Source organism: Pseudoalteromonas sp. US3C1013 (assembly GCF_048401115.1).
Classification (GTDB): domain Bacteria; phylum Pseudomonadota; class Gammaproteobacteria; order Enterobacterales; family Alteromonadaceae; genus Pseudoalteromonas; species Pseudoalteromonas undina.
In genome coordinates, this window is the sequence record NZ_CP183075.1 from 1 (window position 1) to 14,563 (window position 14,563).

8 protein-coding genes and 3 rRNA genes are annotated in these 14,563 nt (G+C 43.1%); 6 read left to right on the forward strand and 5 right to left on the reverse strand.

Annotated features, from left to right (window positions below):
* The first annotated feature begins 426 nt into the window (after positions 1-426).
* The 3 genes from ACNSN2_RS00005 (at position 427) to rrf (ending at position 5,386) form a co-directional block, all read left to right on the forward strand.
* Positions 427-1,964, forward strand: a 16S ribosomal RNA gene (locus tag ACNSN2_RS00005).
* Between the two features lie 286 nt (positions 1,965-2,250).
* Positions 2,251-5,135, forward strand: a 23S ribosomal RNA gene (locus ACNSN2_RS00010).
* A gap of 136 nt (positions 5,136-5,271) precedes the next feature.
* A 5S ribosomal RNA gene (gene rrf, locus ACNSN2_RS00015) occupies positions 5,272-5,386 on the forward strand.
* The 16S, 23S and 5S rRNA genes sit together here, the layout of an rRNA operon.
* Positions 5,387-5,604: 218 nt before the next feature.
* On the opposite strand, the gene ACNSN2_RS00020 is transcribed toward rrf, so the two are convergent.
* From ACNSN2_RS00020 to uvrD, 4 genes are read right to left on the reverse strand one after another with little or no spacing between them, the layout of a single operon-like run.
* Entirely contained in the window at positions 5,605-6,462 is an 858-nt protein-coding gene (locus ACNSN2_RS00020) for a chemotaxis protein (RefSeq protein WP_075169514.1), read from the reverse strand.
* Positions 6,463-6,518: 56 nt separating this feature from the next.
* A complete protein-coding gene (locus ACNSN2_RS00025) occupies positions 6,519-7,643 on the reverse strand; it encodes an ABC transporter substrate-binding protein (protein WP_418608046.1) in 1,125 nt (374 codons plus the stop codon).
* Positions 7,612-9,702, reverse strand: coding sequence for a GNAT family N-acetyltransferase (locus ACNSN2_RS00030; protein ID WP_418608047.1), 2,091 nt, complete (start codon positions 9,700-9,702; stop codon positions 7,612-7,614). Before ACNSN2_RS00030 ends, ACNSN2_RS00025 begins: the two co-directional genes overlap by 32 nt.
* A complete protein-coding gene (gene uvrD / locus ACNSN2_RS00035; RefSeq protein WP_008108265.1) occupies positions 9,680-11,845 on the reverse strand; it encodes a DNA helicase II in 2,166 nt (721 codons plus the stop codon). Before uvrD ends, ACNSN2_RS00030 begins: the two co-directional genes overlap by 23 nt.
* A 315-nt stretch (positions 11,846-12,160) precedes the next feature.
* On the opposite strand from uvrD, the gene ACNSN2_RS00040 reads away from it, so the two are divergent.
* The 3 genes from ACNSN2_RS00040 (at position 12,161) to ACNSN2_RS00050 (ending at position 13,744) form a co-directional block, all read left to right on the forward strand.
* The gene (locus ACNSN2_RS00040; protein WP_054202800.1) at positions 12,161-12,385 is read left to right on the forward strand and encodes a hypothetical protein; all 225 of its coding nucleotides are present in this window, start codon (positions 12,161-12,163) and stop codon (positions 12,383-12,385) included.
* Between the two features lie 311 nt (positions 12,386-12,696).
* Positions 12,697-13,065 carry a YacL family protein gene (locus ACNSN2_RS00045; RefSeq protein WP_418608050.1) on the forward strand — a complete coding sequence of 123 codons (369 nt, stop codon included), beginning with the start codon at positions 12,697-12,699 and terminating at the stop codon, positions 13,063-13,065.
* 52 nt (positions 13,066-13,117) lie between these two features.
* Entirely contained in the window at positions 13,118-13,744 is a 627-nt protein-coding gene (locus ACNSN2_RS00050) for a dUTP diphosphatase (protein WP_054202799.1), read from the forward strand.
* A 28-nt stretch (positions 13,745-13,772) separates the two neighbouring features.
* Here ACNSN2_RS00050 and yrfG read toward each other — a convergent pair whose 3' ends face one another.
* Positions 13,773-14,420 carry a GMP/IMP nucleotidase gene (gene yrfG, locus ACNSN2_RS00055; protein WP_054202798.1) on the reverse strand — a complete coding sequence of 216 codons (648 nt, stop codon included), beginning with the start codon at positions 14,418-14,420 and terminating at the stop codon, positions 13,773-13,775.
* Positions 14,421-14,563 lie beyond the last annotated feature (143 nt).

Here is a 14,563-nt window from a genome sequence, read left to right on the forward strand (position 1 = left end):
TCCCTATAATGCGACCCCACTGAGACGGCAGAGCGCAACGCATAGCGAGGCACGAGCTACTCAGTGAGTCGAGTAAAACTTAGTTTCGAAAACTTTCAAGTTTAGCGAAATTAAGTGTTGACAAAAAAATAGGAAAGCGTAATATGCGCAGCCCTAGCGAGATAAAGTTTAACGCTTTAATCGCAACGTTCTTTAACAATATAAAGCAATCATCTGTGTGGGCACTCGTACAGATTGAGTTCTAACAGCCAAGCTACTTAGGTAGTGAGGCAAACAAATTTAGAGTCTCAATTGAAACTGAGTGACCAACAGCAATAACTTACTTAGGTTTTACTTAAGGAAAGAATTGCAGCACAGTCAATTCAATATCGAAAGATATTAAATAAATTCAGAATTCATTGAGCTGTCGAAAGACATAAAACTTTTTAATTGAAGAGTTTGATCATGGCTCAGATTGAACGCTGGCGGCAGGCCTAACACATGCAAGTCGAGCGGTAACAGAAAGTAGCTTGCTACTTTGCTGACGAGCGGCGGACGGGTGAGTAATGCTTGGGAACATGCCTTGAGGTGGGGGACAACAGTTGGAAACGACTGCTAATACCGCATAATGTCTACGGACCAAAGGGGGCTTCGGCTCTCGCCTTTAGATTGGCCCAAGTGGGATTAGCTAGTTGGTGAGGTAATGGCTCACCAAGGCGACGATCCCTAGCTGGTTTGAGAGGATGATCAGCCACACTGGGACTGAGACACGGCCCAGACTCCTACGGGAGGCAGCAGTGGGGAATATTGCACAATGGGCGCAAGCCTGATGCAGCCATGCCGCGTGTGTGAAGAAGGCCTTCGGGTTGTAAAGCACTTTCAGTCAGGAGGAAAGGTTAGTAGTTAATACCTGCTAGCTGTGACGTTACTGACAGAAGAAGCACCGGCTAACTCCGTGCCAGCAGCCGCGGTAATACGGAGGGTGCGAGCGTTAATCGGAATTACTGGGCGTAAAGCGTACGCAGGCGGTTTGTTAAGCGAGATGTGAAAGCCCCGGGCTCAACCTGGGAACTGCATTTCGAACTGGCAAACTAGAGTGTGATAGAGGGTGGTAGAATTTCAGGTGTAGCGGTGAAATGCGTAGAGATCTGAAGGAATACCGATGGCGAAGGCAGCCACCTGGGTCAACACTGACGCTCATGTACGAAAGCGTGGGGAGCAAACAGGATTAGATACCCTGGTAGTCCACGCCGTAAACGATGTCTACTAGAAGCTCGGAACCTCGGTTCTGTTTTTCAAAGCTAACGCATTAAGTAGACCGCCTGGGGAGTACGGCCGCAAGGTTAAAACTCAAATGAATTGACGGGGGCCCGCACAAGCGGTGGAGCATGTGGTTTAATTCGATGCAACGCGAAGAACCTTACCTACACTTGACATACAGAGAACTTACCAGAGATGGTTTGGTGCCTTCGGGAACTCTGATACAGGTGCTGCATGGCTGTCGTCAGCTCGTGTTGTGAGATGTTGGGTTAAGTCCCGCAACGAGCGCAACCCCTATCCTTAGTTGCTAGCAGGTAATGCTGAGAACTCTAAGGAGACTGCCGGTGATAAACCGGAGGAAGGTGGGGACGACGTCAAGTCATCATGGCCCTTACGTGTAGGGCTACACACGTGCTACAATGGCGCATACAGAGTGCTGCGAACCTCGCGAGAGGTAAGCGAATCACTTAAAGTGCGTCGTAGTCCGGATTGGAGTCTGCAACTCGACTCCATGAAGTCGGAATCGCTAGTAATCGCGTATCAGAATGACGCGGTGAATACGTTCCCGGGCCTTGTACACACCGCCCGTCACACCATGGGAGTGGGTTGCTCCAGAAGTAGATAGTCTAACCCTCGGGAGGACGTTTACCACGGAGTGATTCATGACTGGGGTGAAGTCGTAACAAGGTAGCCCTAGGGGAACCTGGGGCTGGATCACCTCCTTATACGATTTAGAACTTATTTGTTCGTAGTGTCCACACAGATGATTGTTAGTTAGTTTTACCCTTTGGGTTAACTAATTAATATGCTCTTTAAAAATTTGGAAAAGCTGATAATAAAATTCGTATGAATACATTGTATTTGTACAGAGTTTTCAAAAGTAAAAAAGAATGATAGCAGTATCATTCAGTGCCATTTAATCCTCGGATTAATTGGTATCTACTTTAGTATTCAATATTAACTTCTGGCGAAGTTAAACTGTCACAAAACAAAGACCCGTTTGGGTTGTATGGTTAAGTGACTAAGCGTACACGGTGGATGCCTTGGCAGTTGGAGGCGATGAAGGACGTATTAACTTGCGATAAGCCTAGTCAAGCTAGTAAAAAGCACTTGAGACTAGGATTTCCGAATGGGGAAACCCACCTGCTTGCAGGTATCGTTAACTGAATACATAGGTTAACGAGGCGAACGCGGAGAACTGAAACATCTAAGTACCCGTAGGAAAAGAAATCAACCGAGATTCCGATAGTAGCGGCGAGCGAAATCGGAACAGCCCTTAAGCTTATTATGTGTTAATGGAAGGCTCTGGAAAGTGCCACGATACAGGGTGATAGTCCCGTACATGAAAACGCATTTTAAGTGAAATCGAGTAGGTCGGAGCACGTGAAACTTTGACTGAATATAGGTGGACCATCATCTAAGGCTAAATACTCCCAACTGACCGATAGTGAACCAGTACCGTGAGGGAAAGGCGAAAAGAACCCCTGTGAGGGGAGTGAAATAGAACCTGAAACCGTGTACGTACAAGCAGTAGGAGCCCTTCGAGGGTGACTGCGTACCTTTTGTATAATGGGTCAGCGACTTATATTTTGTAGCGAGGTTAACCGATTAGGGTAGCCGTAGGGAAACCGAGTCTTAACTGGGCGAATAGTTGCAAGGTATAGACCCGAAACCCGGTGATCTAGCCATGGGCAGGTTGAAGGTTGAGTAACATCAACTGGAGGACCGAACCCACTAACGTTGAAAAGTTAGGGGATGACCTGTGGTTAGGAGTGAAAGGCTAATCAAACCGGGAGATAGCTGGTTCTCCCCGAAATCTATTTAGGTAGAGCCTCGGACGAATACTTACGGGGGTAGAGCACTGTTAAGGCTAGGGGGTCATCCCGACTTACCAACCCTTTGCAAACTCCGAATACCGTAAAGTAATATCCGGGAGACACACGGCGGGTGCTAACGTCCGTCGTGAAGAGGGAAACAACCCAGACCGCCAGCTAAGGTCCCAAAGTCATAGTTAAGTGGGAAACGATGTGGAAAGGCCCAGACAGCCAGGAGGTTGGCTTAGAAGCAGCCATCCTTTAAAGAAAGCGTAATAGCTCACTGGTCGAGTCGGTCTGCGCGGAAGATGTAACGGGGCTAAACTATGCACCGAAGCTGCGGATTCAGAATTTATTCTGAGTGGTAGGGGAGCGTTCTGTAAGCGGTTGAAGGTGTACCGGGAGGTATGCTGGACGTATCAGAAGTGCGAATGCTGACATGAGTAACGATAATGCGGGTGAAAAACCCGCACGCCGGAAGACCAAGGGTTCCTATCCCATGTTAATCAGGGTAGGGTAAGTCGACCCCTAAGGCGAGGCCGAAAGGCGTAGTCGATGGGAAACGGATTAATATTTCCGTACTTGGTATAATTGCGATGGGGGGACGGAGCAGGCTAAGCAAGCATGGCGATGGTAGTCCATGTGAAAGTGTGTAGGCTAGTGACTTAGGTAAATCCGGGTTGCTGTTAGGCTGAGACACGAGACGAGTCACCAAGGTGATGAAGTTGCTGATGCCATACTTCCAGGAAAAGCCTCTAAGCTTCAGATTATACCGAATCGTACCCCAAACCGACACAGGTGGTCAGGTAGAGAATACTAAGGCGCTTGAGAGAACTCGGGTGAAGGAACTAGGCAAAATCGTACCGTAACTTCGGGAGAAGGTACGCTCCGATTGGTGATGAGACTTGCTCTCTAAGCTGATTGGAGCCGCAGTGACCAGGTGGCTGGGACTGTTTATTAAAAACACAGCACTGTGCAAAATCGCAAGATGACGTATACGGTGTGACACCTGCCCGGTGCCGGAAGGTTAATTGATGGGGTTATCTTCGGAGAAGCTCTTGATCGAAGCCCCGGTAAACGGCGGCCGTAACTATAACGGTCCTAAGGTAGCGAAATTCCTTGTCGGGTAAGTTCCGACCTGCACGAATGGTGTAACCATGGCCACGCTGTCTCCACCCGAGACTCAGTGAAATTGAAATCGCAGTGAAGATGCTGTGTACCCGCGGCTAGACGGAAAGACCCCGTGAACCTTTACTACAGCTTGGCACTGAACATTGAACCTACATGTGTAGGATAGGTGGGAGACTTAGAAGCAGAGACGCTAGTTTTTGTGGAGTCGTCCTTGAAATACCACCCTTGTAGTTTTGATGTTCTAACGTTGGCCCCTGAATCGGGGTTACGGACAGTGCCTGGTGGGTAGTTTGACTGGGGCGGTCTCCTCCCAAAGAGTAACGGAGGAGCACGAAGGTTGGCTAAGTACGGTCGGACATCGTACGGTTAGTGTAATGGTAGAAGCCAGCTTAACTGCGAGACAGACACGTCGAGCAGGTACGAAAGTAGGTCATAGTGATCCGGTGGTTCTGAATGGAAGGGCCATCGCTCAACGGATAAAAGGTACTCCGGGGATAACAGGCTGATACCGCCCAAGAGTTCATATCGACGGCGGTGTTTGGCACCTCGATGTCGGCTCATCACATCCTGGGGCTGAAGTCGGTCCCAAGGGTATGGCTGTTCGCCATTTAAAGTGGTACGCGAGCTGGGTTTAGAACGTCGTGAGACAGTTCGGTCCCTATCTGCCGTGGGCGTTTGAGAATTGAGAGGGGTTGCTCCTAGTACGAGAGGACCGGAGTGAACGAACCGCTGGTGTTCGGGTTGTCATGCCAATGGCATTGCCCGGTAGCTACGTTCGGAACTGATAAGCGCTGAAAGCATCTAAGCGCGAAGCAGGCCTCGAGATGAGTTCTCACTAGACTTTTAAAGTCTCTGAAGGGCCGTTGAAGACTACAACGTTGATAGGCAAGATGTGGAAGTGGTGTGAGCCATTAAGCTAACTTGTACTAATTACCCGTGAGGCTTAACCATACAACGCCAAACGCGTTTTATGTGATAGTGAAACAAGCGAAGAAGTTAATATAACTAAAGTAGATACTAGAAGACTTTATTATCAGAATTCCAAATTTTAGTTAGTGCGTAGTAATACGGACTGACACCAAATTTGCTTGGTGACAATAGCGTTTTGGACCCACCTGACCCCATGCCGAACTCAGTAGTGAAACGAAACAGCGCCGATGATAGTGTAGCATTTGTTATGTGAAAGTAGGTCATTACCAGGCTCCAAATACAAGAAAGCCCGACTCGAAAGAGCCGGGCTTTTTTACGTCTACAGAAAAGTGAAAATATCAGCCGTCAGCTATCAGTTGCACTGCGTTAACCTGACCACCGCAGCCTGGGTTGAGTATCACGAAGCCCATGGGCAAAATAGCGCACCGACTCTAAATACAAGCAAGCCCGATTCAAGAGTCGGGCTTTTACGGGTGTAAAGGAAGCATTCTTAAAACAGTCCATAGGCTTCAGTTTCTTGCTCTTGAGCGCTGCTAGATGGTTCAAGCTCTTTGGGCTTAAATATTGCGCTAGGATCAATAAGTACACTATGTTTATCAGCGAGTTTGATCAGTCCATACATCATGCTTCTTGTTTGGGGGTCAATATCAAAACCAACTTCGGTAAGCTTATCTAGTGGTTTAATATCTTCTTGTTTATATTCAATATTATCTTCAACCTTATCAACTAATAGGCCTACATGGGGGGTCATGCCATCTTTAGTGGTAAACACAATAATAGGTTTATAATCTAAAGTGATTTGTTCTATTGCAGAGCCGAATAAACGCTCTAGGTGAATAAGATCATGTCGCCTTATAATCTCAAGTTGAGTACTAACTTGTTTGCTGTTGCCTTTTTTATATGCATCTATTGCACTGGTCAATTTGTGTAGAAGCGATTTAAACGGGTCATCAAAGCGTGACATAGTATTTTTTAATTCATCGTTATCTGTTTTAAACTCTGTATAAAACTGTTCAAAATCAGTAAGCTCATACTGATTCGCCTTTAACGAGCTTTGCGAAACGAGTAGTTCTTGCTCTAATTTATTAAACCAAGCAATTAGTTGTTTTTGCCAAGATTTAAGTTGCTTTAAAGCATCTAAATTACTGCGCTCAGTAGAAACTCCATTTAAAATGATTCCAAGATCAAATACAGGGGTTGGGATCCCCATATAATCTTTAACGCCCAAAAAGCTTTTATTGTCGTTAGGTAACACCGTGAGGTTATTATTAAATTGTTCCGTTAATAAGATATCAAGAATCTTAAGTGAAATGGTTTTATAACCCACTTTAAAGTTAATTAAGTCCATAGTTTCCTCACATACTTAGTTTGTATATTAAGGATAGAACAATATTTGGAAGGTACTTATTTATTCACATAATAAGAGCGATATACATTACGTTTATTTTCATTTTTTGTATCAATAAAAAACTTTTTGATTATTTTATCATTTGTTAACAGTGAATTAAGCTCTTTCATTAGGCACGAGTGTTTAAGCGGTAATTTGCAGTTTGCTGCAGCCCTACTAAATGCCATCGCATTAATATAACCTTCAAAATGAAGACGGTTGGGTTTTGTAATCTTGTTTGCTTGCATATCGGCCAAAAATTCATTACAAAAATTATCATTACATGTGAGTGGATTAGGAACAATTTCTGTAACCATAATATGTGAGGGTGTGGTTACTTCATCAAATAAGTCAAAGCTAGGTACAAAAGAAACACTGGTATAATCTGGGGCAAAATTCTTCGCATGTGCACTGTTTATAAATTCACCAAGTGGTGCGTAGGTGCCAACTAAACAGATAGCTGTCACCCCACTGGCTTGTAAGGCATTAAGCGCTGATGCTACATCATGACTATTACGTTGATAACGCGCGACTTTTATAGGCGACAGATCATATTTTGCTAGTTCTTTCCTTAGCCCCGATTCTACGTACAAGCCAAACTCATCTGCTTGAATAAATAGCCCTATCTTTGTATGTTTGCGCTCCTCTACTAAGTATTTAATTTGCTCTGCTGCTTCGTCATTGTAGCTTGCTTTTAAATTAAATATGTTAGCTCGTGATTTATCATGTAGGAAGCTTGCCCCGCTAAAAGGCATTAAGAACGGAATTTTTGATTGCTCTAGTAAAGGTATAATAGCATGGCTGGTTGGGGTGCCCATGGCACCAAACAATGCATCGACTTTGTCGGAATAAATAAAAGTACGGGTATTATTAACAGTTTGCTTTGGTTCGTAATTATCGTTAGCAACTAGAAGTTGTACCTCCGCGCCATTTATTCCGCCGGCATTATTAACCTTGTTAAAGTAAATGCTACTGCCTTTATGCAATTGTAGGCCAATATTTTGAGCCGGTCCGCTAAGCGCTGTAGACATGCCAAGTTTAATAACTTTGCTATTATCTTGCTCTGCATAGGCTATAGGCTGCCCTAAGGCTAAAGCAATGGAGGCAATGCTAAGGTGTATTATTATGCGAAGTGCGCTCATACCAGTTATCTACAGCCTTTTTTAATAATATATTAAACAGCTTTATGCCATTCACCCCTAGCTCAGTTTGGATATTTTTAGGTGTCCAATTTTGTAATACTAGCCTAATAAAAACAGATTGGAAATTATCCTCATCATTTGGCAAGCTAAGAGGAGATGCCCAAAAGCTTCGCCATAGTAAAGGTGTAATATTAAATAGCTGATAGTCACTTGTTAACATAGACTTTAATCTTGATTGATCAGCTATGCTATTGGTATGAGTATTAAAGCGTGAAACAATTTTTGCTACCAGTTTATAATCTAGCTGACTAAAATGGCTGAGCAATTGCAAAGGAAAATCAGCTTCGAACTGGGCTGTTAATTGTTCTAGTAGTTGGTCATTTTTAGTTAAGCTCTTAATAACTAATGCGCTATGTTCACCCGTTGCCTTATCTTTTTGAAAACCCAGCTTTACCAAATTAAAGTCATTATTTTGCCAAAAACTAAGTAATTGCGCATTAGCACCAAAGCTAGCACCAAACCAATCACACTCTTTCTGTAATTGCTGTTCACAGTAATGAAGTAATTGTGTTCCTAGGTGCTTATTGTGCTGCTCTGGGTCAATGGCAATTCGCACCACGCGAGCGCAGTATTGTTTTAATACCTCAGGGTTAAAGCTTAATTGTGCAAGGCTTTGCGCCATTAAGTGCCCTTGAGGGCGGCGCTTACCTTGCACTACTTCATCACTCAACGATGTAGTAAAGCCACCTTCTATCGCTACTAAACACACACCAAGAATATTATCACCTTGTTGACAAACAAATAGGCGTTGCCCAGCGGCATCTAGTAAGTGACGTAAGTCATTCACACTGGTTTGATAATGTGCCAGTGTTAGTAAGCCAACAACTTGATGAAGCAGTGGCTCGTCGTTAGTAAGTTGATTTGCTTGCAGATGCTTAAATTGTAGGGGAGCAGTATTCAAACTAGCGCTGTGATGTTCTGCATCCAAAGCTAAGAGTGTACGAAGGTGCAGCTCTAAAGGATCGTGCTTTGCAAAACGGATTGGCTGCTCAAGACTGATGCTACGCATGTTTTTAAAATGCGTTTTGAGGTAACTAGTAAACTTTAAAATATAACCGCGACCATTACCTTCATAGCCAATCATAGTGCTTGAAAAGACCACGCGAGGATAAAGGTGAAGAATTTTTATGAGAATTGGAACAGGGATTGCTGCTGCTTCATCAATTAATAGCAAATCGCACTGCGGTTGTTCGTTCAGTAGTTGATCAGGCGCCACATAGTGCATGTTTGCAATGTGTTTATCGCCAGCTCGATAATCTATATCAAGCTCACTCGCTAAGTGCTTAAAACTACTGTGCAAAGCACGAAATTGCATAGAGCAAATAAGTATGTTTTTATCGCTGAGTTTACTTGCTGCAATACCTAATGCGGCTGATTTTCCTCTCCCCCGATCTGCATTAATTAATAATGGTCGATTTGCTCGTCCGTTTGCCGTTTTTATTATTAATTCAATACACTGTTGTTGCTCGGTAAAGTCAATTTCACCAGTTGATAGATTCGTATCGGTAATACACTGCCAACCATTTTGCTGGCTAAAATGCAGTAAAGTAGTTTTGCTTAGTAAGTGAGCTAAGCGTTGATTAAAAAAGCTGTAAGGGTGCATTTGCCCAAAAGATTGAAATAAGGGAAGGGCATCATCACACCAGTGTTCAAGTTCTTTAAGTTCGGGTAGCAATATAATTAAAAAACCACCTGCTTGCACAACGCCACTGAGCGCGGCTAGTTTATCTGGCACCAGTCCACTGTAGCCGTCATAAACAGCATGGGCGCACTCTTGCCCTAAAATTTGGTGGGTATGCTCTGGCCAATGTGCATTAATTAAATGAGTGCTTTTAGACAGCACAAAGGAGGGTTGCTGTAAATGAACAAGCAGCTGAGTGCATTGCTCATAACACCAGTTTTTATCGCCTGTAAGCAGCAGTAACTGGCGATGTTTCGCATTCGCAAGTTGTTGCTGTACACGCTCTACAACGCGCTTAAACGGCTTGTAATCTTGCATAAGCTGTTACTAACCACTTACTGCCTAAGTCGTCAAAGTTAACTTGTACGCGAGATTGTGCGCCACTGCCTTCGTAGTTGAGTACGGTGCCAATGCCAAACTTTGCATGCAGCACGCGTTGACCTAAGTTAAATCCGCTTTCTTCAAATGCAGCATGGCTAACCGATGCGCTAAAGCGACCGGCTGCAGGCGGACGAGATACTTGCGTTTTTATGCGAATTTCTTCTACGCAGTCCTCAGGTATTTCACGTAAAAAGCGCGATGGGCTGTGATATTTCTCTTGGCCATATAAACGGCGGCTTTCGGCATGGCTTATATAGAGCTTATCCATAGCGCGGGTCATACCCACGTAACAAAGGCGGCGCTCTTCTTCTAAACGGCCGGTTTCTTCATTACTTTGCTGAGATGGAAACATACCTTCTTCAACACCGACCATAAACACTAAAGGAAACTCCAAACCTTTAGCTGAGTGAAGCGTCATCATTTGTACGGCGTCTTCATGCTCATCGGCTTGGCCTTCGCCAGACTCAAGTGAGGTGTAAGCTAAAAAGCCTTGTAGTGGCGAGCTAAACTCTTCCTCTTCAGGGAGTTCATACTGATCGCAGGCACTAATTAATTCTTCTAAGTTTTCTACTCGAGCGCGGCCTTTTTCGCCTTTTTCAGCCTGATACATAGCCATTAACCCTGAGGTTTGAATCGCGTATTTAGCTTGCTCATGCAGCGTTAAGTCACTAATTTTATCTTCAATATGCTCAATAAGTTCGACAAACTTGGCAACCGCTCCTGATGCACGCCCCGATAAATGCTGTTGTTCTACAATGGCTTTAGCGGCATACCAAAGCGGCAAAGATTCAGCTCGAGCGCAGTCACGAATATGGCTTAATGTTTTGTCGCCAATGCCTCGGGCTGGGGTATTGATTACACGCTCAAATGCCGCATCATCTTGGCGGTTACCCACTAAGCGTAAGTATGAGAGGGCATCTTTAATTTCTTGACGTTCGAAGAATCGCATACCACCATAAATTCGGTATTTTAAACCTTCTTGTAGCATCGCTTCTTCAAGCACCCGCGATTGCGCATTACTACGATATAAAATAGCCGCATCTTGTAGTGCGTTCCCCGCATTTAGCCAGCTGCGTAATTTGCTACTCACAAAGCGCGCTTCATCTAGCTCGTTAAAGGCGGCATAAATAGAAATAGGTTCGCCGTCGTTACCGTCAGTCCACAAGCTTTTACCCATACGCTCGGAGTTATTCTGTATAAGTGCATTAGACGCTTTAAGAATGGTGGCAGTCGAGCGATAGTTTTGCTCAAGGCGAATTGTCTCTGCATCAAAGTCTGTTAAAAAGCGTTTGATATTTTCAATTTTAGCGCCACGCCAACCGTAAATACTTTGGTCATCATCACCTACAATCATAATACTACTAGTGTCGCCAGCAAGTAATTTTAGCCATGCATACTGAATAGTATTGGTATCTTGAAACTCGTCTACTAGCATGTGTGCAAAGCGCTGCTGATAATGACGAAGCAGGGTTGGGTTGTTTTTAAGAACCTCATAGCTGCGTAGTAATATTTCAGCAAAATCAACTAGGCCCGCTCTATCACAAGCTTCTTGATAGGCTGCGTAAACGCGCAACATCATTTGCTCGTTAATATCGTATGCCTGAATATCTTTAGGGCGCAGAGCTTCGTCTTTTTTAGCGCTTATGTACCAACCAAACTGTTTGGCTGGCCATTTTTTATCATCAATATTCATAGATTTTAACAAACGCTTGATCATACGAAGCTGATCGTCAGAGTCTAAAATTTGAAAGGCTTCAGGTAAATTTGCTTCACGGTGATGTGCCCGTAAAATTCGGTGCGATAAACCATGGAAAGTACCAATCCACATGCCGCCAACAGGGGCTTTTAGAGTTTCTTCAACCCTTGAGCGCATCTCTTTAGCGGCTTTATTGGTAAAGGTTACCGCAAAAATACTGTAGGCAGAGGCTTGCTCTACTTGCATTAACCAGGCAATACGATGAACCAATACTCGAGTTTTACCTGAACCTGCTCCTGCTAATACCAGCATGTTTTGTAATGGCGCTGCAACGGCATCGCGTTGTTTATCATTTAAGCCATCGAGTAATTCTGAAACGTCCATCGTTACGCCTTTTTAATCAATAATGAGAGCAGTATAACAGGTGTTTTTGTTAGGCTAAATAAAATACTGTTTTTATAAACAGCTATTTATAAAATAGGTATTTAAGTTGTTGAATAGAGAACAGTATAAACTGAGCAAGTAACTAAAATAGCTATTTAAAATTGCTAATTTGACTTATTTTTGGCAAAAAATACTAAAGCGATAAATTCGTAATAATTTAACTGTATGATTTGTAAGCCTTAATAAATTGGCATAAAGTGTGTAAGTATAAATAATAAGTACAAATACAAAATTAATTAAACTACAGAGGTTAGTATGTCTCAACAAGGTTCTGGCGGAAATGTAATAGCCGCTCTATGTAATATTTTTTTCCCAGGTTTAGGGCAGTTGGTGCAGGGTCGTATTTTATCGGCGCTGGTGTTTGCCATTTTGGTTTTTGGCGGTTACGCGTTATGGTTCTTAGTTGTTCCAGCTATTGTTGGAGCCGTATTCCATTTATGGGCAATTATTGATGCTGCCCGCTATCGCTCAGGCGGTTAGCTATATTGATGATACTAAATAACCTGAACTCTGGATAATAAATCTATCTCTAGCAGCTATTTTGAGCGCTAACTGCGTTGAATTTACTTGCAATAGACTAGCTATTGACGCGTAATTTCGCCTTGTTTTCACTGAAAATCTCTGGCTAGAGAAAATAAACATAAATATCATTTTATTCAATATGTTAGTAAATCTCTTAACCAGAGTTCAGGTTAAGTAGCGCCTTGCGGCGCTATTTTTGTATCTGGCTTGCGTTATTCATAACTGACTAGGTTATAATCTGTTGTAATTAGCAGTACTGGAATAAAGTTATGGAATACCAATTTATTCGCGACCCTATTAGTGGGTTAAGAATTAAAATAAGCAGCGAGCATGCGATTATAGGCCGTTGGTTAAATGAAGAAATAGGCAAAGACAAAGTGGCTATGGTGCTGGCGCTTATTAGCTCGGTGAGTTCAAGCTTTGAACCGTTAACACTTAAAGGCCAAGAAATTGACCTGCTCCTTTCTAAAGATGAAGCGTTATTTGAAGCGCATGCGCTGCATCAAGATAACGAAGATATATTAGCCTACCAAGATGACGAATTAATGCTTGAAGAGAATGATTTAAGCAGCGGTTGTGGTTTTGAAGACTTTGTTGACCTGATCAACTCATGGCATGAGTTTTCGGCTGGTCGTTAAGTTATATTATCTGTATTATTACCCTAATTATAAATCCAACAGTGGAACCAATATGTCTGCGAATTTAAACAAGCTAGTTGTTATGCTAGAAATGCAAAATGCCATGAATACTAAAGTACATGAGCAATGGTTTAGCCAAGGCTTTGAATGGTACAGAGCTATTTGGGTTGAATGTGCAGAAATGTTAGACCATTACGGTTGGAAATGGTGGAAAAAACAAACACCAGATACTGAACAGGTGATTTTAGAGCTGGTTGATATTTTTCATTTTGGCTTATCGTTGCGTATTGACGGTGAGACTAGCTACGAGCAAATAGCAACAAAACTACAAGCCGAAATGAGTGCACCACAACAAGGTGATGACTTTAAACAAACGCTTGAATTACTAGCGGCCAGTGCTGTTGCCAATAAAACCTTTGATGCAGCCGCCTTTGCTGGTTGTATGGCGCAAATAGGCATGGATATTGATGATTTATACCGTGGTTATGTAGGTAAAAATACGCTTAACTTTTTCCGCCAAGATCATGGCTACAAAGATGGCAGCTACATTAAAGTATGGGATGGTCAAGAAGATAACGAACACTTAGTAGAAGTAGTTAAAAGCCTTGATACTGAACATGCAGATTTTGCAAAACAGGTATATCAAGGCTTAGTAGCGCGTTACCCTCAGGGCGAATAAGCTAAATAAGCTAAATAAGCTAAATAAGCTAAATAAGCTTACGGTAATCGGTGACGCTTAAGTAATCGGTTATATCGTTATGTGGTTGCTGACTATTAGGGTTAGCAACCGCAAGTAAATGCTCAATGCCGTATTCTCGTGCGGCATGTAATACCGGTAAGCTGTCATCTACAAATAAAGTGCGGCGTTTATCAAACCCCAAGTCCCCTTGCACTTTATGCCACAAGCTTTGTTGCTCTTTACTTACTCCATATTCATGCGTTGACACCACCCCGTCTAAATAATTATCAATAGCGGTATGCTCAAATTTAAGCATCACGCATTCAGGATGAGCATTGGTAAGTAAAATGAGCTCTTTACCTGCACGTCGAAGTTCAGTTAAAAAATGCGGAACGTCTTCACGAATTTTGATTAAGTGGGCAGACTGGCGCTTTAGTTCGAGAATAGGTAAGTTTAGCTGTGCTTCCCAATAGTCAGAGCAGTACCACTGAATTTTGCCACTCACAGCCTGATAGCGTTTTAAGATATCTGCGCGGGCTTCCTCAAAACTGATATTTTGAGCCAGAGCATGTTGTTGGGGTACAACATTGAGCCAAAAGTCAGTGTCGTAATGTAAATCAAGTAAAGTTCCATCCATGTCGAGTAATACAGTATCGATTTTTGACCAGTTGAGCATGATGTATCCTTATGAAAACTACTTTTTGAAATGAATAAGTTGCGATGAAGTAGATTAATGAACTTTGTTAATTGAGTTATTAAGGTATAAATCCGACAATGTTATATTAAGAGCGTATTCGTAGCCTAAAATAAAGAATTAAC

Bases quoted from the DNA above. Each gene is read 5' to 3' on its own strand.
- ACNSN2_RS00020 (WP_075169514.1), bottom strand. From the start codon at position 6,462: ATGGACTTAATTAACTTTAAAGTGGGTTATAAAACCATTTCACTTAAG.
- ACNSN2_RS00025 (WP_418608046.1), bottom strand. From the start codon at position 7,643: ATGAGCGCACTTCGCATAATAATACACCTTAGCATTGCCTCCATTGCT.
- ACNSN2_RS00030 (WP_418608047.1), bottom strand. From the start codon at position 9,702: ATGCAAGATTACAAGCCGTTTAAGCGCGTTGTAGAGCGTGTACAGCAA.
- uvrD (WP_008108265.1), bottom strand. From the start codon at position 11,845: ATGGACGTTTCAGAATTACTCGATGGCTTAAATGATAAACAACGCGAT.
- ACNSN2_RS00040 (WP_054202800.1), top strand. From the start codon at position 12,161: ATGTCTCAACAAGGTTCTGGCGGAAATGTAATAGCCGCTCTATGTAAT.
- ACNSN2_RS00045 (WP_418608050.1), top strand. From the start codon at position 12,697: ATGGAATACCAATTTATTCGCGACCCTATTAGTGGGTTAAGAATTAAA.
- ACNSN2_RS00050 (WP_054202799.1), top strand. From the start codon at position 13,118: ATGTCTGCGAATTTAAACAAGCTAGTTGTTATGCTAGAAATGCAAAAT.
- yrfG (WP_054202798.1), bottom strand. From the start codon at position 14,420: ATGCTCAACTGGTCAAAAATCGATACTGTATTACTCGACATGGATGGA.